Here is a 20,930-nt window from a genome sequence, read left to right on the forward strand (position 1 = left end):
TCAAAACCGTTCGTTCGCCACACCTGGGTGCATGGCGTGTGACATTAAGCCGCGCCGCGTGCCATGGCCATCAAACGCTCAACGCGCTCCTCGGTGGAAGGGTGCGTGGAAAAAAGGCCGCGCAATCCGCCCCCCGACAGCGGGTTCATGATCATCATCTGGGCGGTTTCAGGGTGGCGCTCGGCCGCTTCCATCGGCATGCCTTGGGCATGGCGGTGGATTTTTTGCAGGGCACTGGCCAGGGCGTGCGGGTCGCCGCTGATCTCGGCACCGCCCCGGTCGGCCTCGAACTCGCGGGCCCGGCTGATCGCCATCTGGATCAAACCAGCCGCCATCGGCGCCAAAATGGCCACGGCGATGCCGACCAGTGGATTGGAACGGCGGCCATCCTGGTCACGCCCGCCAAAAAACATGGCGAAATTGGCCAGCATCGAGATGGCACCGGCCATGGTGGCGCTGATGGTGCTGATCAGGATGTCGCGGTGCTTGACGTGGGCCAGCTCGTGCGCCATCACGCCGCGCAACTCGCGCTCGGTCAGCACGTTCAAGATGCCGGTGGTGGCGGCCACGGCGGCGTGCTCGGGGTTGCGGCCCGTGGCAAAAGCGTTTGGGGCCGATTCGTCGATCAGGTAAACGCGGGGCATGGGCAATTGGGCGCGCTGGGCCAACTCTTGCACCATGGCGTAAAAGTGTGGCGCGGTCGTGGCATCGACCTCGCGGGCCTTGTACATCTTCAGCACCATGGTGTCGCTGAACCAGTAGCTGAAAAAGTTCATGCCAATGGCCACCAGCAGCGCGATCATCATGCCGCTGCGCCCGCCGATCATGGCGCCGATGGCCATGAACAGGCCCGTGATGGCGGCCATCAGAACAGCGGTTTTCAGAATGTTGAACATGGGGCGGGCCTCCTTGACCCAAAGGGTTTGGCAGTTAAATCAGGGCTTGTTCTGTGATTTCAAGCCAAGGATGCGGGGGGCGGCGGGGCCATTGCGCAAAAAATCCTCTGCGCCCTGGCGTTTGCCGCCGGGGCGTTGCAGGGTGTGCAGGGCCAGCGCTTGCGCGCCGCAGGCCACCACCAGGGTCTCGCCCTGGGCATGCAGGATGTCACCGGGCTTGCCCGAGGCCGGTACCACGCTGGCCGACCACAGCTTGATGGTGTCCGCGCCCGGGCCATCGGCCCACTGAAAGGTGGTGCCCGGAAAAGGATCGAAAGCGCGAACGCGCCGCGCGATCTGGCTGGCTGGCAGCGTCCAGTCGATGGCGGCCTCGGCCTTGCCGATCTTGTGGGCGTAGGTCACGCCGGCGTCGGGTTGCTTCACCGGCTTCAAGCCACCGCAGGCCGCCAGTTCAAGCGCCTCAACGATCATGCGGCCACCCAGGCTGGCCAGCCGGTCGTGCAGCAGCGCGGTGGTGTCCTCAGGCCGGATGGGCTCGCGCTCCATCAACAGCATGTCGCCGGTGTCCAGGCCCTCGTCCATCTGCATGATGGTGATGCCGGTCTCTGAATCGCCCGCCTCGATGGCCCGGTGGATGGGGGCGGCGCCCCGCCAACGTGGCAGCAGTGAGCCATGGATGTTCAGGCAGCCCAATCGCGGCAGGGCAAGCGTCCTCTTCGGCAGGATCAGGCCATAAGCGGCCACCACCATCACATCGGCCTGCACCGCTTCAAGCGTGGCTTGCGCGGCCTGGGCGGCTTCGGCGTGCTTGCCATCCAGCTTCAGGCTGGGCGGCTGCGCCACCGCGATGCCATGGTCCTGCGCAAACTGCTTGACCGGCGAGGCCTGCAATTTCATGCCCCGGCCCGCCGGTCGGTCGGGCTGGGTCAGCACCAAAGCGATCTCGAAACCCGCGGCGTGCAAGGCGGCCAGCGCTTCCCGGGCGAATTCGGGCGTGCCCGCGAAAACGATTTTCATGGAGGTGGTCAGTCCGAGGTCTCGTCGTCTTTGCCGCGTTTTTGCAGCTTGGTCTTGATGCGGTTGCGCTTGAGCGGCGACAAATACTCCACGAACACTTTGCCCATCAGGTGGTCCAGCTCGTGTTGAATGCACACGGCCAACAATTCGTCGGCGTCGAACTCATAGGTTTTGCCATCGCGGTTCAAAGCGCGCACCCGCACGCGGGCGTGGCGTTCCACCTTGTCGTAGATGGTGGGCACCGACAGGCAGCCTTCTTCCCAGATGATCATCTCGTCGCTGGCTTTGATGATCTCCGGGTTGATCAGCACGCGCGGGTCGTCGCGCTCTTCGCTGGTGTCGATGACGACCAGGCGCTCGTGCACGTCGACCTGCGTGGCGGCCAGGCCGACCCCTTTGGCGTCGTACATGGTCTCCAGCATGTCATCGACCAACTGGCGGACGCGGTCATCGACCAGGGCGATCGGGCGTGCCACCTTGTGCAGGCGGGCATCGGGGTAGCAAAGGATGGACAACAGGGCCATGGGACTTCTCAGCGGGGAAAATGGCCGGTCAAGGGCCAGGTCGGACAAGGGCAGGGTGTTCCCGCTCGGATGTGGAAGCGGCGCAACGAACCCCAAGGCGCCCCGGTAAATTCACCGGGCCAGTGTGGACAATTTTCGTTGCGATCGCTCGTCTTTTGCGGGCAGAATCAAACGATCATTGACCAGATTTTGCCGGTTATTGGGAATCCTTATTGTCAGGGATCCCATCGGCGGGTGGATTGGAGAGAGTTTTCATGACCCAGCGATTGCTGCCCCTTGCTCATGCCCTGGCCTTGTCGGCCCTGGCATCCCTGGGTATTTTGGCCCCCACCGCACAAGCTGCCGATGGCCCCAACTTCCCCATCACCACCCAGCAAAAGGCCACGGCCAAGCAGGTGTCGCAAGCCGGGGTTCCGCTGTCCGAGCTGTCACCCAACGCGCCTGATTCGTACGTCGTCAAGCGTGGCGACACGCTGTGGGACATCTCCAAGATCTTCCTGAAAAGCCCTTGGCGCTGGCCCGAGCTGTGGGGCATGAACCTGCAGCAGATCCGCAACCCGCATTTGATCTTCCCTGGCCAGGTGCTGTACCTGGACAAGTCCAACGGCCGCGCACGCCTGCGCCTGGGTCAGCCGGTGGGCACCAATGGCGATGCCCGCCTGTCGCCCCGCGTGCGCGAAGGCTCGCTCGAAGACGCGATCACGGCCGTGCCCCTGCACCTGATCGAGCCTTTCTTCAACGAGGCCGTCATTTTTGACAGCAGCCAAGAATTGCTGAACGCGCCGCGCGTGGTCGCCACGCAAGAGGGCCGCGTGATGTTGTCGCGTGGTGAAACCGCCTATGTGCGCGGTGACCTGGGCGGCCGCCGCGAGTTCCGGATTTTCCGCGAACCCAAGCCCCTGCGCGACCCCACCACCAAGGAAGTGCTGGGCTACGAGGCTGCCTACGTGGGCACCATGAACCTGGTCCGCGAAGGCTTGGAAGGCACGGGCGCCGATGGCAAGCCCATGGTCATCCCCTCCACCTTCACTACCAGCATCCTGCGCCAGGAAGGCATGATTGGCGATCGCCTGGCCTCGGTGCCCCCGCGCGAATTCGACAATTTGGCCCCGCACGCGCCAACCCAAGATCTCAGCGGTCAGATCGTGTCCATCTACGGCGAAAGCCTGACGGCCGGCCAGAGCCAGATCGTGTCGCTGAACAAGGGTACCCGCGATGGCATGGAGCGTGGCCATGTGCTGGCCTTGTGGCGCGAAGGCAATACCATCCGCGACATGACCTTGCCCGACAAACCCCAGATCAAGCTGCCCGATGAGCGCCATGGCCTGCTGTTCGTGTTTCGCACCTTTGACCGCATGTCCTACGCCCTGATCCTGAGCGTGAAGGACCCGGTCAAGCCCGGGGACAAGTTCACCCAGCCCTGATGATCCTGTGAGTTGACGATGGAACGCGACGAAATTGGCGCGTGGCTGCGGCTATTGCTGACGCCGCGCGTGGGGCCGGCCTCCGCCCGGCGGCTGTTGGCGGCGCTGGGCTCGCCCCAGGGGGTGTTTGCCGCCACCCGTGAAGCCCTGGCCCAGGTGGTGCCCGCCCGCGAAACCACCGAATTGCTGAAGACCCCGGCAGACCTGCCTGAGCAACTGGCCGCCACCTTGGCGTGGCTGGAGTCCGCCGTGCCTGGACAAGACCGCACCTTGGTCACCCTGGGCGACGAGCGTTACCCGGCCGCTTTGCTGGAAACTGCTGATCCACCTTTTTTGTTGTTCGCGCAAGGCCGGTTGGCGCTGCTGCAAAGGCCCAGCGTCGCCATCGTGGGCAGCCGCAATCCCACCGCGCAAGGCAAGGAAAACGCGTTTGCGTTCGCCCAGGCCTTGAGCCAGGCGGGCATCACCGTGGTATCGGGTCTGGCCCTGGGCATTGACGGGGCGGCGCACGAAGGGGCTTTGGCGGGCGGTCGCCTGGGCAGCACCGTGGCCGTGGTGGGCACCGGGCTGGACCGCGTCTACCCCAAAACGCACCGAGACCTGGCGCACCGCATCGCGCAAGACGGCCTGCTGATCAGCGAGTTCACCTTGGGCACGCCGCCGCTGGCCGCCAACTTCCCCAAGCGCAACCGCATCGTGGCGGGCCTGTCGCGCGGCACTTTGGTGGTCGAGGCGGCGGTGCAATCGGGCTCGCTGATCACCGCGCGCCTGGCCATGGAGATGGGCCGCGAGGTGCTGGCCATCCCCGGCTCCATCCATTCGCCGCAAGCCAAGGGCTGCCATGCCCTGATCAAGCAAGGCGCCAAGCTGGTGGAAACCGCGCAGGACGTGCTGGAAGAGATGAACTGGCGAGTCGCCACATTGGCATCGGCCGACCAGGGCGGCGACGAGGCCAACGAAGCGTCTGGCCACGAAGACCTGCTCCTCAACGCCATGGGCTACGACCCGGTGGGCCAGGACGCCTTGTCTGCCCGCACCGGCATGGGCCCGGCCGACCTGGGCGCGCGCTTGCTAGAGCTGGAAATGATGGGCCAGGTGGCCCGCCTGCCCGGTGCCTTGTTCCAGCGTGTGGGCTTGGGCTGATGTTGACCAAGCTGCTGGGCCGGGTGGATTACGCGCCCACGGCCCAGGCCATGCAGGCCTTCACCGAAGCGCGCACGCCCGAGACCCCCGATGAACTCTGGGTCTGCGAGCACCTGCCCGTGTTCACGCAAGGCTTGGCCGGCAAGGCCGACCATGTGCTGTTCAACCCGCCCGGCCCCGACCACATCCCCGTGGTGCAGGCCAACCGGGGCGGCCAGGTCACGTACCATGGACCGGGGCAGGTGGTGGCCTACCCGCTGGTCGATTTGAAGCGCCAGGGCATCTACGTCAAGGAATACGTGTTCCGCCTGGAGCAGGCGCTCATCAAAACGCTGGAAGCGCTGGGCGTGACCGGCCACCGCGTGGCGGGCGCGCCAGGCATCTACGTCAGGTTGGACGACCCCGCCGGCCACTCGGCCCTGACCGCGCCGGCGGACCCTCGCGATCCCTTCAAAGGCCTGGGCAAGGTCGCGGCGCTGGGCATCAAGGTCAGCCGCCATTGCACCTACCATGGCGTGGCGCTGAACGTGGCCATGGACCTGTCACCCTACAGCCGCATCAACCCTTGCGGCTACACGGGCTTGAAGACGGTGGACCTGGCCTCGCTCGGGGTGAACGTGCCGTGGGATGAGGCCGCCGAGCTGCTGGGCGGCAAGCTGGGTACCTGGCTTTCGCCCTGATCGGCTAAAGTCGCGGCATGGCCACCGATCCCAAGCAGTACGACCCCACCATCAAGCAAAAAGCCGAGGCCAAAATGGCCCGCATCCCGATCAAGGTGGTGCCCATCGGCGAGGTGCTGAAAAAGCCCGACTGGATCCGCGTGCGCGCCGGTTCGCCCAGCACGCGTTTTTACGAGATCAAGAAGATCCTGCGCGAGCACAAGCTGCACACGGTTTGCGAAGAAGCCTCCTGCCCCAACATCGGCGAGTGCTTTGGCAAAGGCACGGCCACCTTCATGATCATGGGCGACAAGTGCACGCGCCGTTGCCCGTTTTGCGATGTGGGGCACGGCCGCCCCGACCCGCTGGATGCAGAAGAGCCCGCCAACCTGGCCAAGACCATTGCGGCTTTGAAGCTCAAGTACGTGGTGATCACCAGCGTAGACCGCGACGATCTGCGTGATGGTGGCGCCGCCCACTTCGTCGAATGCATCCGCCAGGTGCGCGAGCTCAGCCCGGGCACCCAGATCGAGATCCTGGTGCCCGACTTCCGTGGCCGTGACGAGCGCGCCCTGGAGATCCTCAAGGCCGCACCCCCCGATGTGATGAACCACAACCTGGAAACCGCGCCGCGCCTGTACAAGGAAGCGCGTCCCGGGTCCGACTACCAGTTCAGCCTGAACCTGCTCAAGAAGTTCAAGGCCCTGCACCCGAACGTGCCCACCAAGAGCGGCATCATGGTGGGCCTGGGCGAGACCGATGAAGAGATCCTGCAGGTGATGCGCGACATGCGCGAGCACCACATCGACATGCTCACCATCGGCCAATACCTGGCGCCCAGCGGCCACCATTTGCCGGTGCGCCGTTATGTGCACCCGGACACCTTCAAGATGTTCGAGCAAGAGGCGTACGAGATGGGCTTCAGCCACGCGGCAGTCGGCGCCATGGTGCGGTCGAGCTACCACGCCGATCAACAGGCGGCGCATGCCGGGGTGTGATGACGACGCCGTGAAGGGATCCGTGGCATGGACATGCTCCATGCCTGGGTAAGCCACCACCTGCTGTCCCTGCACGGGCTCATGGTGATCCTGGGCCTGGGCACCTACGTGATCGCCTCGCACGCACGCCGGCAGCGTCGGCATCCCTCGGCCGCGATTGCCTGGGTCGTGCTGCTGGCCTTGCTGCCCTACATTGCGCTGCCGCTGTACCTGCTGTTCGGCAACCGCAAGGTCTTGCGCGGGCAGCCCTTGCGCTTGGCGCCCGCCACGCTGTCCACCGACGAGCCCGGTGACCAAACGACCGTGGCCCGCTTCCAGCATTTGGCGGGCGCCTTGGGCGTGCCTCCTGCGGCGTCTTACCGGCAACTGGCCATCCACGACGATGGACAGGCTGCGTTGACGGCACTGCGCGCGGTGATCATGGGCGCCACCCGCACCCTGGACCTGTGCACCTTCCTGATGGGGCGGGATGCCCTGGGGCAGGAGATCACCACCTTGCTGATGCACAAAGCGCGCGGGGGCGTGCGCGTGCGCTTTCTGATCGACGGCATCGGCGTGTACCTGGGTGGTCGCCCACCCTTGAGAGCGCTGAAAGCCTCCGGTGTCCAGGTGGCCCTGTTCGTGTCGCCCTGGCGCTCGCCCTTGCCGGGCCGCACCAACCTGCGCAACCACCGCAAGCTGGTCATCGCCGATGGCGTACGCTTGTGGACCGGGGGGCGCAACCTCGCCGCAGAGTATTTTGTGGGCGACCTCGACTGCCAAAAAACACCCTGGATCGACCTGAGCTTTGACCTGCGGGGCGAGCTGGTGCGCCAGACGCAGGCACGCTTCGACCAGGACTGGGCCTTCGCGACCCGGGGGCCGAGACCGGCTGCGTGGCCTGTGCCCCAGGACATCGCCCCCGTGGCCAAGGCCGCCTGCCGCGCCCAGTTGATCGCCAGCGGCCCGGACCAGGCCGATGACACCCTCTACGCCTTGCTGGTGGCCAGTTGCTTCAACGCGCAGACCCGCATCCTGGCGGTGACGCCCTATTTCGTGCCCGACGCCACGCTGCTGATGGCCTTGACCCTGGCCGCCCGGCGTGGTGTGGCCGTGGACCTGATCCTGCCAGCCCAGTCCAACCACCGGCTGGCCGACCTGTCGCGGCACGCGGCCCTGCGCGAGATGTCGCAAGCCGGGGCCCGCGTCTGGCTGGCCCCGCGCATGGTCCACGCCAAGGCCATCGTCATCGACAGCCACCTGGCTTTGGTGGGCTCGGCCAACCTCGACGAACGAAGCCTGTTTCTGAACTACGAGCTGATGGTGGCCTTTGATGACCCGGCCGATGTGCGGCGATTTGCGCAGTGGGCCGAGCGGCCACGCGCCGGTGCAGCGCTGTACCGCGCGCAAGCCCCTGGCGTGGTGCGAGGGATCGCCGAAGGCCTGATCCGCTGGTTGGCCTTTCAGCTTTGAGACCAGCGGCGTTGCACACGCGTTTTGTAAAAATTGGAGATCCCTCCTGTCAATCCGATCCAATGGCGGGTGTCATGGTTCGAGGACGCCTTCCTCTGATCGTTCACTTGATCAGCTGACGATGGGCAGGGCATGGGTTGATCGCAGCCTATTTTTTCATGGCGGGGTGGTGGTGCCGCGCCGGGCCATTTCAATGCAGGCCTTGAAAATACTCAGGCAGTTGTGCAGCACTTCGTCCAGCGGCGTCTTGCATTTCTCGGCCACCCATTGCGTGGCAATGCGGTTGCTGGAGCCCACCAGGCCGTCGGCGATGATGGTGGGGTTCAGGCCCAGTTCGGCCATGTTCGGGAAGAACTGGTGCACGAAGGTGCTCACCAGTTGGGCGTAGTCCTGGCTGGCCTTGTTGGCCAACGAGTTCATGCCTTCGCCCACGTTCAGGGCATCGATCAGGGCCACGCGGGCGCGGCGCGGATCCTCCTGGATGAACCCCAGGAACGTGCGCAAGGCCGCCTCGGTCAGCTTCTCGGGGTCGGGCGGGCACTGGGCCAAGGCCATGATGGTGGCCTGCATCAGTTCGCGGCTGATCGAGGCGTAGACCGAGCGGAACAGCGCCTCCATGCTGTCGAATGACTCGTAGAAATAGCGCGATGTGAGTTTCGCCTCCTTGCACACGTCCCGCACCGTGGCCGGATGGAAGCCCTTTTCGCCAAACACCGCCAGCGCGCCTTCAACCAGGCGCGCCTTGCGCTGGCGTTGGCGCTCTTCTGGATCGACCCCCGCGTAACGCCGGCCGGTTGTCCCCGAAGTAGAGGGTGATTCGGGGTTAACCCTGATTCTGGAAACGGCCATTGTCAAATACTATTTTTGATGTTGACCATTGTCAAAATGGTGCAGTGCGGCAGTGGACTCGGAGACAGATGCATGAGTGAGCGAGCAGGTGTGGTGATCGTGGGCACGGGCTTTTCGGGCCTGTGCATGGCGATCCGATTGAAGCAGTCGGGTGTGGATGATTTTGTCATCCTGGAAAGGGCCGACGACGTGGGCGGTACTTGGCGTGACAACCACTACCCGGGTTGTGCGTGTGATGTCCAGTCGCACCTGTATTCGTATTCATTCGAGCCCAATCCCGATTGGTCGCGGCAGTTCGCACCCCAGCCCGAAATCTGGGCCTACCTGCAGCGCTGTGCTGAAAAGTACGGCATCTTGCCCCACATTCGCTACAACGCCAATGTGGTGGCGTCGCGTTTTGACGAAGCCACCTCCACTTGGGTGGTGTCCACCGAAGACGGCCGCCAGTTCAACGGCCAGGTGTTCGTCTCGGGCGCTGGCGCCTTGAGCAATCCTTTCGTCCCCAAGACCGAAGGCAGCGAAACCTTTGCTGGCGAGATGTTCCACTCGGCCGATTGGCGCCACGACGTTGACCTGCTTGGCAAGCGCGTGGCCGTGATCGGCTCGGGCGCCAGCGCCATCCAGTTCGTACCCCAGATCGCGCCCAAGGTGGCCCGCCTGGATTACTTCCAGCGCACGGCGCCGTGGGTCATGCCCAAGCCCGACTGGAAGCGCTCGGAGCTGGCCAAGCACATCACGCGCCTGATTCCCTTCACCCAAAAGCTGCACCGCTGGACCACCTACTGGATCCTCGAAGGCCGCGTGCTGGGCTTCGTGATCTCGCCCAAGATCCTGAAGGTGCTCGAGGTTTTGGGCCGCCGCCACATCAACAAGCACGTGAAGGATCCGGCCAAGCGCAAGGCGCTGACGCCCAACTTCAGCGCCGGTTGCAAGCGCGTGCTGGTGTCCAACGACTATTACCCCGCTCTGGCGCGCGACAACGTCAAAATCGTCTCCGACAACATCCAGCGCATCACGCCCCAAGGCATCGTCACGGCCGATGGGGTGGAGCACCCCGCCGACGTCATCATCTGGGGCACGGGCTTTCGCGTGCAGGAGCTGGTGCCCCGTGGCGCCTACACCGGCCTGGGCGGGCGCGACCTGTCCGATGGCTGGGCCAAGCAAGGTGGGCCGGAGGCTTTCCTGGGCATGTCGGTGTCGGGCTTCCCCAATTTGTTCTTCCTGATGGGCCCCAACACGGGCCTGGGCCACAGCTCCATGGTCTACATGATCGAGTCGCAAGTGCAGTACGCCCTCGACGCGATCCTGAAGATGCGCAAGGAAGGCATGGCGGTGGTGAACGTGCGCGCGGAAGCGCAGCAACAGTTCGTCGAGAACATGCAGTCGCGCCTGAAGGGCACCGTGTGGGCTTCGGGCTGCAAGAGTTGGTATGTCAACGACAGCGGCAAGAACACCACCTTGTGGCCAGGCTTCACCTTCCGCTACCGCCAGGCCACCAGCTCTTTCAAGCTGGCCGATTACGTCATCAAAACCAAATAAGAAAAACTCATGAAAAACTTCAAGAACAAAGTGGCGGCCATCACGGGCGCCGCGTCCGGCATGGGCCGCACGCTGGCGCTGCAACTGGCCGCCAAAGGCTGCCACCTGGCTTTGAGCGACGTCAATGAAGCCGGCTTGGCCGAGACGGGCGCCATGGCGGGCAAGCTGGGCGTCAAGGTCACCACGCACAAGCTGAACGTGTCCGACCGCGAAGCCATGAACGCCTGGGCCGACCAAGTGGTGCTCGACCACGGCAAGGTCAACCTGATCTTCAACAACGCGGGCGTGGCCTTGGGGGCCTTGATCGAGAGCGTCAAGCCCGCTGACTTTGAATGGATCATGGACATCAACTTCTGGGGCGTGGTCTGGGGCACGCAAGCCTTCCTGCCGCACCTCAAGAAGTCGGGCGAAGGCCACATCATCAACACCTCCAGCCTGTTTGGCCTGCTGGCCTTGCCCACCCAGGGTTGCTACAACGCCAGCAAATTCGCGGTGCGCGGCTTCACCGAAGCCCTGCGCCAGGAGCTGGACATCGACAAGTGCGGCGTCAGCGCCACCTGCGTGCACCCCGGTGGCATCCGCACCAACATTGCCCGCGATGCCAAGATGGACCCGGCCATGAACGCCAAGACAGGCGGTGACGCCGAGAAGGCCCGCGAGCGTTTCGACAAGCTGCTCAACACCACCACCGCCGAAAGCGCGGCCCGTCAGATCATCCGCGCAGTGGAGGGCAACAAGCGCCGCGCGCTGGTGGGCCCCGATGCCAAGTTCCTGGACCTGGTGGTGCGCCTGTTCGGGTCCTGGTACCAGCCGATGACGACCTTGTTTGCCAAAAAAGGCATGATGGGCTAATCCATGAGCGACTCCAATGCTTTGAATGCCGAAGGCCCTGACGTGTCTGACGACGCAGCTTCCACGGCCTCGTCCGAGCCCGTGATCCGCCGCTACCCGCCGCTGCCCGGTTTGCTCGAATCGGTGACAGCGTTGGCCATGCGCACCAGCTTGCGCGTGTTCTTCAAATCGATCATGAAGCCGCCCTTGCCGCCGCAATTGCAGCGTGCCGTGCTGCACATGCTGTCGGTCGTCATGCCGGGCACGGGCGGCGTCACGGTTGAGAAGACCAAGGTGGGCAACATGACGGCCGAGCGCCTGACGCCCAAGGGCCTGAGCAAGCCCCAGCATGCCGTGTTGTACCTGCACGGCGGTGCGTTTGTGGCGGGCAGCCCGCGCAGCCACCGCAGCATCACCAGCCGCCTGGCCAAGTTCGCCAATTGCCAGGTGCTGGCCATTCACTATCGCCGCGTGCCCGAGGCACCGTTCCCTGCGCAGATCAACGACTCAGTGACCGGCTACAAGCAGTTGTTGAAAGACGGCTTCAAGCCCGAGAACATCGCGATCGCGGGCGATTCGGCCGGTGGCACGCTGACCTTGCTGGTCACCAAGGCGCTGGAGCTGGAAGGCATCGCGGGCCCCAAGTGCCTGGTGATGATGTCGCCCGCCTTCGATGCCAAGCTCGACAGTCAGAGCGTGAAGAAGTATCGCAAGCTCGATCCGATGATCAACATCGAGTGGGGCCACCAAGGCTTCACGTGGTACCGCCCGCAGCACGATCATCCGCTGGCCTTCCCCAAGCGCCAGAACCTGGCCACCTTGCCGCCCACGCTGGTGCAGGTCGGCGAGATCGAGGTGCTGCACGATGACTCGGTCTGGCTGGCGCACGCCGCCAAGCGCTTTGACCGCCAGGTCGAGCTGGAGATCTACGAGGGCCGCTGGCACGTGTTCCAGATCCACGCGGGCATCATGCCCAGCGCCACGCTGGCCTTGCAACGGCAGGCGGCGTTTTTGAAGAAGCAATGGGGCGTTGTCTCCTGAGCCACTGACTGACCGCCCCATGAAAGAAGGCCGCATCAAGCGGCCTTCTTTGTTTTTGCAGGGGCACAGGCCCCCCGGGCCTCAGGCCGCTTTCTGAGCCTTCTGGCGCAACGCCATGTCGCGGATGGCTTCATCGCGCAGGTCCTTGCGCAGGATCTTGCCCACGTTGGTCATGGGCAGGTCTTCGCGGAACTCCACGTACTTGGGCCGCTTGTAGCCAGTCAACTGCGCCTTGCAGTAATCGGCCACCATCTTCTCGGTCAGGCTGTAGTCCTTGCGCACCACGAACAGCATCACGGCCTCGCCGGCGCGGTCGTCGGGCACGCCCACCACCGCGCACTCGGTCACGCCGGGGTGCAGGCTCACCACCTGTTCGATCTCGTTGGGGTACACATTGAAGCCCGACACCAGGATCATGTCCTTCTTGCGGTCCACGATCTTGATCAGGCCCGTCTCGTCGAACAAGCCGATGTCGCCAGTGCGGAAGAAACCATCGGCGGTCATGACCTTGGCGGTTTCGTCCGGGCGATTCCAGTAGCCGGACATCACTTGTGGGCCGCGCACCGCGATTTCGCCGGGCGTGCCGGTGGGTTGCACGTTGCCGTCGTCGTCCAGCAGCACGATCTCGGTGGAGGGCAGTGGAAAGCCGATGGCGGCGTTGTAGTGCGTGTTGTCCAGCCGGTTGACGGTGAGCACGGGCGCGGTCTCGGACAGGCCGTAGCCTTCAACGATGGCCACGCCGGTGATGCGCTTCCACTCTTCGGCGGTCGACTGCTGCACGGCCATGCCGCCGCCATTGCACACGCGCAGGCGCGAGAAATCAAGGCTGGCGAAATCGGGCTCTTCAACCAGCGCGTTGTACAGCGTGTTGACCGCTGGGAACTGCGTGATCTTGTACTTCTTGAGCGTCTTGATCAGGCCAGGGATGTCGCGTGCATTGGGGATCAGCACGTTCATCGTGCCCATGCGCGCACTCAGGAAGAAGCACACCGTCAAAGCGAAGATGTGGTACAGCGGCAAGGCCACCACGTTGATCAACTGGCCGCCCAGCTTGTCGAGCTCGGGCTTGAACCAGGCCTCGCACTGCAGGATGTTGGCGGTGACGTTGCGGTGCGACAGCGTGGCGCCTTTGGACACGCCGGTGGTGCCGCCCGTGTACTGCAAGAAGGCCGGGTCGGCGCCTTGGATGGCGGGTCGCACGTACTGGCCTGAGCGGCCCTTGGCCAGCGCCGTCTTCAAGGGCGTTTGCTTGCAACGCTCGTTGTCAGGCAGGGTGAAGGCCACCACGTTCTTCTCAAGGTGGCGCGTGTTGAAGGTGACCAGCGGGCCTTTGATGGCGCCGAAGACATCGCCCATGGCGCTCAGCACGATGTGCTTGAGGGGCGTGCGCTCGACCACCTCTTGCAGGGTCACGGCGAAGTTTTCGAGGACGATGATGACCTCGGCGCCCGAGTCGGTGAGCTGGTGCTCCAGCTCGCGCGGCGTGTACATCGGGTTGACGTTGACCACCACCATGCCCGCGCGCAGCACGCCGGCGATGGCCACGGTGTATTGCGGCACGTTGGGCATCATGATTGCCACGCGCGTGCCCTTGGCCAGGTTCAATGATTGCAGCCAGGTGGCCAGGGCCTTGGAGTGCGCATCAATCTCGGCGAAGGTCCAGCGGGAATCCATGAACGCGGCCATGTCGCGCTTGGCGTGCGTCTTGAAGGCGGCTTCCAGCAGGTCAACGAGCGAGGCGTACTCGTCGGGGTTGATCGTGGCGGGCACACCTTCGCCGTACTGAGTCAACCAAGGTTTGGCAATCGACATGAATGTGTCCTGTGGAAAAGGCGGGGATCAATCTGAAAACAACTGCTGTCATTTTGCAATGAATCCGGACTTTTGCCATCCCTCAGTCAAGTGCGGGGTTGTGCCCAGGCATGAAAAAGGCCCTCCGAAGAGGGCCTGTCGCATGGTGCGTTGCACCAAAGGCGATCACTGGAAGGTGAAGTGATCGTTGTTCATCTGCATGATCGAGCTGGTGGGCGAGAGCATGGTGGCCTTGTGGCCATCGGCGCGGGGCAGCAGTCGCTCGAAGAAGAACTCTGCTGTCTGTCCCTTGGCGGTGTAGAACTCCTTAGACTCAGCGCCCTTGCCCGACGACAGCGCCTTGCTGGCGACGATGGCCTGCTTGAGCCAGAAGTGGCCCATCATCATGTAGCCCGCGTACATCAGGAAGTCGTAGGAGGCCGCGCCGACGACATCGCGGTCCTTTTTAGCGCGCAGCATCAGTCGCACCGTCAGCACTTTCCACTGGATGGCGCGCTTGAAGGCGGTACGCGCCATCTTGCCGAGCGGGCCACCGTCCAGCAGGTAGGGCTTGGCCTGGTCGATCATTTCGCCGGTAAAGCCGAAGACGACCTTGCCACGCGATTGCAGCAGCACCTTGCGGCCCAGCAGGTCGAGCGCCTGGATGCCGGTGGTGCCTTCGTACAGGGTCGAGATGCGCGCGTCGCGGGCGATCTGTTCCATACCGTAGTCCTTGACGTAGCCGTGGCCGCCGAAGACCTGCATGCCCAGGTTGGCACACTCCAGACCCAGTTCGGTCAGGAAACCCTTGAGGATGGGGGTGTAGAAGCCCAGCCGGTCGTCGTATTCTGCGTACTTGGCATTGTCGCCCTCGGCCAGGCTCGCGACCATGTGGTCGGCCAGCTTGGCAGCGTGGTAAATCATGGCGCGGCCACCCTCGGCCACAGCGCGTTGCGTCAGCAGCATGCGGCGCACGTCGGCGTGCCAGATCAGGGCATCGTTCGGGTGGTCCGTGTCTTTCTTGCCGGTCAGGGCGCGCATGGAGCGGCGGTCCTTGGCATACGGCACGGCGCCTTGGTAGGACAACTCGGCGTGGGCCACGCCTTGCAGAGCGGTACCAATGCGGGCTGTGTTCATGAAGGTGAACATGGCTTCGAGGCCCTTGTTCTGCTCGCTGATCATGAAGCCGGTGGCACCGTCGAAGTTCATCACGCAGGTGGCCGAGGCGCGGATGCCCATCTTGTGCTCGAGCGCGCCAGCCTTGACGCTGTTGCGCTCGCCCAGGCTACGGTCCGCGTTGACCATGAACTTGGGCACGATGAACAGCGAGATGCCACGGGTGCCCTTGGGGGCGTCGGGCAGGCGAGCCAGCACGATGTGGATGATGTTCTCGGCCAGGTCGTGTTCGCCCGACGAGATGTAGATCTTGGTGCCGTAGAGCTTGTAGGTGCCGTCGGCCTGGGGTTCGGCCTTGGTGCGGATCTGCGCCAGGTCGGTGCCGCACTGGGGCTCGGTCAGGCACATGGTGCCCGTCCACTCGCCGCTGACCAGAGGGGGCATGTACAGGTTCTTCTGCTCGGTGTTGCCGAACTGAAAGACGGTGTTCATGCAGCCCAAGCTCAAGCCGGGGTACATGGTGAAGGGCCAGTTGGCCGTGCCCATCATTTCCGACTTCAGCAGGTTCAGCGACATGGGCAGGCCCTGGCCGCCGTATTCCTGTGGGTGCGACAGGCCTTGCCAGCCGCCAGCCACGTACTGGGCGTAAGCTTCCTTGTATCCCTTGGGTGTGGTCACCACGCCGTCGGTGATCGAACAGCCTTCGTGGTCTCCGGTGGCGTACAGGGGGGCCAGCACCTCTTCGCAGAGGGTGGCGCAGCCCTCAAGGATGGCGTCGACCATGTCTGGCGTGGCGTCGCCACCGTTGGACAGGCTGGCGTAGTGGCCGGCATAGTCAAACACTTCGTTGAGTTGGAAGCGCATGTCGCGCAAGGGCGCTTTGTACTGCGGCATAGGGAATCACCTCTTTGTGAGCCGCGTGAACAGCGGCCGGGCCATGGGAGCAATCTGGGATTTTCGAACGACCGTGCTTTTCAAACGATCGTTCGAATTAAGGTCGCATTTATACCGCAGAGTGGAGCGTTCGGGGGATGTCTTGACGCCGCAAGGTCAAATTTGCTGGCCTTGTCGACAGTTTCCGCCCCCTGTAGAGGGGGGTGATTCGGAGATACCCTGCCTGGCTTGAATGCCTTGCGTGCAACGATCGCTTTCGTAACGCGGATCCGAATCGAGGAAGTGGCAGTCATGTTAATGATCAAAAAACAGCGCTCAAAAATCGTTTGGGTGGTGGGTGGGGCCGTGGTGGCCATGCTGGGTGGCGCGTACTACGCCAGCCGCACGCATTCGGCCGATGCCCAGCCCACGCCGCCGCACGTCGAGGCCTACGCCAAGATGCTGGACAGCGAGCCGCCGGCCGCGGCGGACTCGTCCTCAGGCACCCACGATCTGGAGCGCCCGGCCGACATCGACCCCAAGGAGTGGCAGCAGCTGGTGGATGCCTTGCGCAACCATCCGCAGCGCGACCAGGAACTCAAACGCCTGGTGGGCTACCTGCGCTTCAAGCGCGACATGGACAAATGGACCGCGCTGAAGGACCAGCCCAATGCGCTGGAGCGCGCGCAAGTGGGCCAGCGCATCCTGGACGCCTTGCCGGTGCGCTTTGCCAATCAGGAGGTGACCGGGCCTGAAGCCTTGATGCTGCAGGCCGCGATCTACGCCGACATGATCCCCGACGAGGCGCAGCGCAGGCCCATGGAAGAGGCCGCGCGCCAATCCCTGATGCGCGCCCTGGAGCACGACGCGGCCATGGATGCCAAGCTCAAGTCAGAGGATGCCCAGACCGCCGACTACAAGGAGCGTGAGGCGGTGATCATGAAGCGCTTCAAGGATCAGCTGATTGACCAGGGGCAGATGGAAAAAGAGTTGGACGTGGCTCGGGTGGCGGCTTACCAGTGAGGCCCGCTGGCTGAGCGGCGTGTACGGCGGCTGAAAGCCAGAAGGGGCAACAGGCCCACGACGATCAGCGCTTGGGTGGATGCTTCCGGCACCGGGGATGCGAATGTGCCCGAGGCGCTGGCACTGCCCCACAGCGCGCTCATGACGCCCTTGTACAGGGTGGATTGCGGATCCACGGGCGGTTCGCCTGCCAGCCGGTACAAGCCATTGATCACGATGTCTGCGGCGGCCGAGGTTAGCATCAGGTCTGCGGCGGTGCTGCCACTGGCCTGGCCATTGACAATCAGTCCTTGTGTGCCATTTGCAATCGGTGCCATGCTTTTGAACACCGCGAGCCTGCCGAAATCGGCGTAGATGGGAAAGTCTTCACCCGTGCCGTAGTAGCTTGACACATTGGCGTATACCGAGGCGTTGCCGAGATCGACCGCGATGTTGTCGAGCGCGATCACACGGTAGAGCGTTGACAGCGGGTTGCCATCATTGTCTTCCCTCGTCATGCCGAAAAACAATTCCACGTGGGAGTTGGCGGCGCTGAAGGTGACTTTGCCATCGGCCGCAGAGACGGTGGCACCGTCGTAGGCGAGCGAGACCACCCTGGTGTCTCGGTCATAGCTGGCCGTATTGGCAGGTAGGCTGCCAGGATTGATGAGCTTGGGTGTTGTGCTGATCCACAAAATACCCCCTCTGCGCAGGTAATTGTCCTGAAAGTTCAGGGTGCCGGTGCCCGACAAGAATGTCTCGGTGGGGGCCGCGATGGCCGTGCCCACGCTGAGCCAAATGGCCAAAGCCATTGTGAATTTGAATGTGGTTTTCATCTGTCTCCCTTGAAATGCTTGGGCAGTCTAGCGGCAATTCGCCCCTGCGCCTTCCCCTTGCCTGGAGGGGCGAGGCGATCCGACTGATCCGCTTCTCCTTGCCCCGGGTTCACTGGATAAAAAGGAAACAGCACCATGGCACACGGCGTGGCCCGCATCGGGTGCGATCAGTACAGCAAGCGAATTGAGGTTGGAGGCCATGACCTGGTTTCTGGCGAGCCTGAGGCCCTGGGTGGCGCCAACGCAGGCCCCTCGCCCTGCGACCTTTTGTTGGTCAGCCTGAGCGCTTGCACGGCCATACCCTTCGCATGTACGCGGACCGCAAGGCCTGGCCGCTGGAACACGTTGAGGTGGGGCTGCGTTTCTCGCGCGGCGACGATGGTGCGTTTGGGACGAATGGGCATGAATCCTGTACGGAATGAACCCACGGGTTCATGATGCGCCGGGACACTGAGGGCTCCATTCACCACCAAGGAAGCACCATGTCCCGCGTCACTCTTCTCCAAGCCGCTCATGCACCCGCTGCCAGCCAGGCCATCCTGGGCCAGATCCAGCAGGCCTTTGGCGCCATGCCCAACATGTTCAAGGCCGTGGCCAACTCGCCCGTCGCACTGCAAAGCATGTGGGCTGCCTTTGGCGCCTTGAGCAAGGGCAGCCTCGGTGCCACTTTGGGCGAGCAGATCGCCGTGGCGATTGCCAACCGCAACCACTGTGAATACTGCCTGGCGGCCCACACGGCGCTGGGCCAGAAAGCCGGTGCGTCAGCGCAGCAGATGGCGGATGCGCAGATCGGCCAGTCCACCGACCAGCGCTCGGCCGCTGCCTTGCGTTTTGCGCTGAAGGTGGTCAGCGAGCGCGGCCAGGTCACGGAGGGTGATGTGGCCGCCCTGCATGAAGTGGGTTTCAAGGATGAGCAGGTGGTCGAGATCCTGGCCCATGTGGCCTTGAACCTCTTCACCAACTACATCAACGTGGCCTTGAACGTGCCCGTCGACTTCCCCAAGGTGGCCTTGCAGCATGGCGACTCAGCCCATTGATCGACTGTCCTCGCTGCTCGAACGTTTCAGCGTTCGGGCGCACCTGTTCCACACCGGGCCTTTGTGCGGCGTGACCACCTACGCCGCCAAGCCCGGGCGTGGCTTTCTGCATGTGCTGCGGCAAGGCGAGATGGCGGTCACGCACCGCGCCAGCAAGGGGCTGTGCAAGCGCATCCAGGTGTCTGAGCCCAGCCTGCTGTTCTACCCCAGGCCGCTGGCGCACCAGTTCCACAATGCCCCGGCGGATGGCGCCGACTTCGCCTGCGCCACGCTCGATTTCGAAGGCGGCCCCACGCACCCGCTGGTGCGGGCCTTGCCGTCCCTGGTGCTCTTGCCTTTGAGCCGGGTCGAGGGGTTGGCGCCCGCGCTGGCCTTGCTGTTTGCCGAAACCGAGCGCGTTCAGTGTGGCCAACGGCTGCTGGCCGATCGCCTGTTCGAAGTCGTCTTGCTGCAGATGCTGCGCTGGCTGCTGGACCACCCCGAAGACGGTGGTGTGCCTGTCGGCATGCTGACCGGTTTGGCCGATTCGCGGTTGGCACGCGCCCTGGTTGCCATGCACGACCACCCCGGCCAGCCATGGAGCCTGGACACGCTGGCGCAAGAGGCCGGCATGTCGCGCACCGCTTTCGCGGCCCGGTTCAAAAGCGTGGTGGGCGCCACCCCGGGCGACTACCTGGCCAACTGGCGCATGAGCCTGGCCCAGACCGGACTGCGCCAGGGCAAGGCGGTCAAGCTGCTGGCCTCGGAGCTGGGGTATGCCAACGCGTCGGCCCTGTCGCGGGGCTTTGCGCAAAGGATCGGGGTATCGCCAAGGCAGTGGCTGGCGCAGTCGCGCGAAGAGATTTGATTTTTGACCGGTGAGGTGTGAGAACTGGCGGGTGGCCCCGACTACCTCCTTGTCCAGAACGAAAAACAGCGTTCGGGCCTTGTTCACAAACCCATTTTTGACCCCATCGGAGAATCACCATGACCCAACGCACCACCTCTTCTTTCGCTGGCCTGGCCGCCGCTGCTGCCCTGATCGCCATGTCGGGCGCCGCCTTCGCAGCCGAAGCACCTGCCGGCAGCATGGGCTCGGCCGTGGCCGCCAGCGACAAAGTGCATTGCTACGGCGTGCATTCTTGCAAGGGCAACAGCGATTGCAAGACCACGGAAAGCGCTTGCAAGGGCCAGAACGCCTGCAAGGGCCACGGCTTCAAGGCCATGGACGCCAAGGCCTGCCTGAGCAAGGGCGGCACCATTGGTGATCTGGGCGCGGCCAAGTAATCCCATGACCACGCGGCCTGCCGCGCTGACGCGGCCCTCGCCCGGATTCGGGTTGGGGCTGCGCACCGTGCACTACCCCGACTTTCTGGCCGAACCGCAAAAAGTGGACTGGCTGGAGATCATTTCCGAGAATTACATGGTGCCCGGCGGCAAGCCCTTGCGCATGCTTGATGCCCTGCGCGAGCGCTACCCCATGGCCATGCACGGCGTCTCGCTGTCCATCGGCTCGGTGGCAGGGCCCGATCCCGATTACTTGAAGAAACTGGCCGCGCTGGTGCAACGCGTCGATCCTCTGTAGGTGTCAGACCACCTGTGCTGGACCGGTGTGCATGGCCGCCAGCTGCATGACCTCATGCCCTTGCCCTACACCGACGAAGCGCTGGCGCTGGTCGTGCGCAATGTGCGCCAGGTGCAAGACGCGCTGGGCCGGCGCCTGGTGCTGGAAAACGTGTCCAGCTATGTTCAATTTCAAAGCTCGCACATGACGGAGTGGGACTTCATTGCCCGCCTGTGTGACGAGGCCGATTGCCTGTTGCTGCTGGATGTGAACAACATCCACGTCAGCAGCGTGAACCATGGCTTTGATGCTTTGGACTTCATCAATCACATCCCCGTGGGCCGCGTGCAGCAGATCCA

Annotated in this window: 19 protein-coding genes and 1 pseudogene; 13 read left to right on the top strand and 7 right to left on the bottom strand. The window is 63.9% G+C overall.

Going from position 1 to position 20,930, the window contains the following annotated elements; all coding sequences use genetic code 11:
• Window positions 1–44: 44 nt before the first annotated feature.
• The 3 genes from htpX to def are packed head-to-tail and all read right to left on the bottom strand — an operon-like array spanning window position 45 to window position 2,437.
• A complete protein-coding gene (gene htpX / locus H7225_RS01420) occupies window positions 45–896 on the bottom strand; it encodes a zinc metalloprotease HtpX (RefSeq protein WP_290658847.1) in 852 nt (283 codons plus the stop codon).
• A 39-nt stretch (window positions 897–935) separates the two neighbouring features.
• A complete protein-coding gene (fmt, locus tag H7225_RS01425; protein ID WP_290658849.1) occupies window positions 936–1,913 on the bottom strand; it encodes a methionyl-tRNA formyltransferase in 978 nt (325 codons plus the stop codon).
• 8 nt (window positions 1,914–1,921) lie between these two features.
• Window positions 1,922–2,437: a peptide deformylase gene (def, locus tag H7225_RS01430; protein ID WP_290658850.1), complete on the bottom strand. Its 516-nt coding sequence runs from the start codon at window positions 2,435–2,437 to the stop codon at window positions 1,922–1,924.
• Between the two features lie 254 nt (window positions 2,438–2,691).
• On the opposite strand from def, the gene H7225_RS01435 reads away from it, so the two are divergent.
• The 5 genes from H7225_RS01435 to H7225_RS01455 are packed head-to-tail and all read left to right on the top strand — an operon-like array spanning window position 2,692 to window position 8,113.
• Entirely contained in the window at window positions 2,692–3,861 is a 1,170-nt protein-coding gene (locus tag H7225_RS01435; RefSeq protein WP_290658852.1) for a LysM peptidoglycan-binding domain-containing protein, read from the top strand.
• An 18-nt stretch (window positions 3,862–3,879) separates the two neighbouring features.
• Window positions 3,880–5,004 (top strand): DNA-processing protein DprA, encoded by a 1,125-nt coding sequence (gene dprA, locus H7225_RS01440; protein WP_290658854.1) that lies wholly within the window; start codon window positions 3,880–3,882, stop codon window positions 5,002–5,004.
• Window positions 5,004–5,684 (top strand): lipoyl(octanoyl) transferase LipB, encoded by a 681-nt coding sequence (gene lipB / locus H7225_RS01445; RefSeq protein ID WP_290658856.1) that lies wholly within the window; start codon window positions 5,004–5,006, stop codon window positions 5,682–5,684. The genes dprA and lipB overlap by 1 nt, the downstream gene beginning before the upstream one ends.
• Window positions 5,685–5,701: 17 nt before the next feature.
• Window positions 5,702–6,661, top strand: a complete 960-nt coding sequence (lipA, locus tag H7225_RS01450) for a lipoyl synthase (RefSeq protein ID WP_290658858.1) — start codon at window positions 5,702–5,704, stop codon at window positions 6,659–6,661.
• Window positions 6,662–6,688: 27 nt separating this feature from the next.
• Window positions 6,689–8,113, top strand: a complete 1,425-nt coding sequence (locus H7225_RS01455) for a phospholipase D-like domain-containing protein (RefSeq protein WP_290658860.1) — start codon at window positions 6,689–6,691, stop codon at window positions 8,111–8,113.
• A 156-nt stretch (window positions 8,114–8,269) separates the two neighbouring features.
• Here the strand turns inward: H7225_RS01455 and H7225_RS01460 are convergent, their stop codons facing one another.
• Window positions 8,270–8,962 carry a TetR/AcrR family transcriptional regulator gene (locus H7225_RS01460; protein WP_290658862.1) on the bottom strand — a complete coding sequence of 231 codons (693 nt, stop codon included), beginning with the start codon at window positions 8,960–8,962 and terminating at the stop codon, window positions 8,270–8,272.
• Between the two features lie 72 nt (window positions 8,963–9,034).
• On the opposite strand from H7225_RS01460, the gene H7225_RS01465 reads away from it, so the two are divergent.
• Genes H7225_RS01465 through H7225_RS01475 form a run of 3 tightly spaced genes read left to right on the top strand, consistent with a single transcriptional unit; the run spans window position 9,035 to window position 12,373 of the window.
• Window positions 9,035–10,501 (top strand): NAD(P)/FAD-dependent oxidoreductase, encoded by a 1,467-nt coding sequence (locus H7225_RS01465; RefSeq protein WP_290658864.1) that lies wholly within the window; start codon window positions 9,035–9,037, stop codon window positions 10,499–10,501.
• Between the two features lie 9 nt (window positions 10,502–10,510).
• A complete protein-coding gene (locus tag H7225_RS01470; protein ID WP_290658866.1) occupies window positions 10,511–11,353 on the top strand; it encodes an SDR family NAD(P)-dependent oxidoreductase in 843 nt (280 codons plus the stop codon).
• Between the two features lie 3 nt (window positions 11,354–11,356).
• A complete protein-coding gene (locus tag H7225_RS01475; RefSeq protein WP_290658868.1) occupies window positions 11,357–12,373 on the top strand; it encodes an alpha/beta hydrolase in 1,017 nt (338 codons plus the stop codon).
• Between the two features lie 81 nt (window positions 12,374–12,454).
• Here the strand turns inward: H7225_RS01475 and H7225_RS01480 are convergent, their stop codons facing one another.
• Window positions 12,455–14,185 (bottom strand): AMP-binding protein, encoded by a 1,731-nt coding sequence (locus H7225_RS01480; protein WP_290658870.1) that lies wholly within the window; start codon window positions 14,183–14,185, stop codon window positions 12,455–12,457.
• A gap of 165 nt (window positions 14,186–14,350) precedes the next feature.
• The gene (locus tag H7225_RS01485) at window positions 14,351–16,174 is read right to left on the bottom strand and encodes an acyl-CoA dehydrogenase C-terminal domain-containing protein (RefSeq protein ID WP_290658871.1); all 1,824 of its coding nucleotides are present in this window, start codon (window positions 16,172–16,174) and stop codon (window positions 14,351–14,353) included.
• A gap of 291 nt (window positions 16,175–16,465) precedes the next feature.
• Between H7225_RS01485 and H7225_RS01490 the strand changes: the two genes are divergently transcribed.
• Complete coding sequence (locus tag H7225_RS01490) at window positions 16,466–17,176, top strand: hypothetical protein (protein WP_290658873.1); 711 nt, start codon at window positions 16,466–16,468, stop codon at window positions 17,174–17,176.
• Here the strand turns inward: H7225_RS01490 and H7225_RS01495 are convergent.
• Window positions 17,167–17,991, bottom strand: a complete 825-nt coding sequence (locus H7225_RS01495) for a hypothetical protein (RefSeq protein WP_290658875.1) — start codon at window positions 17,989–17,991, stop codon at window positions 17,167–17,169. The genes H7225_RS01490 and H7225_RS01495 overlap by 10 nt on opposite strands.
• A gap of 482 nt (window positions 17,992–18,473) precedes the next feature.
• On the opposite strand from H7225_RS01495, the gene H7225_RS01500 reads away from it, so the two are divergent.
• From H7225_RS01500 to H7225_RS01515, 4 genes and pseudogenes are all read left to right on the top strand, one after another.
• Window positions 18,474–19,028 carry a peroxidase-related enzyme gene (locus H7225_RS01500; protein WP_290658876.1) on the top strand — a complete coding sequence of 185 codons (555 nt, stop codon included), beginning with the start codon at window positions 18,474–18,476 and terminating at the stop codon, window positions 19,026–19,028.
• Window positions 19,009–19,875 (top strand): AraC family transcriptional regulator, encoded by an 867-nt coding sequence (locus H7225_RS01505; protein WP_290658878.1) that lies wholly within the window; start codon window positions 19,009–19,011, stop codon window positions 19,873–19,875. The genes H7225_RS01500 and H7225_RS01505 overlap by 20 nt, the downstream gene beginning before the upstream one ends.
• Window positions 19,876–19,994: 119 nt before the next feature.
• Window positions 19,995–20,294, top strand: a complete 300-nt coding sequence (locus H7225_RS01510; RefSeq protein WP_290658880.1) for a hypothetical protein — start codon at window positions 19,995–19,997, stop codon at window positions 20,292–20,294.
• A 4-nt stretch (window positions 20,295–20,298) separates the two neighbouring features.
• Window positions 20,299–20,930: pseudogene (locus H7225_RS01515) on the top strand (DUF692 domain-containing protein); the annotation flags it as partial.

Source organism: Aquabacterium sp., from assembly GCF_014378415.1.
Lineage (GTDB): Bacteria > Pseudomonadota > Gammaproteobacteria > Burkholderiales > Burkholderiaceae_C > Aquabacterium.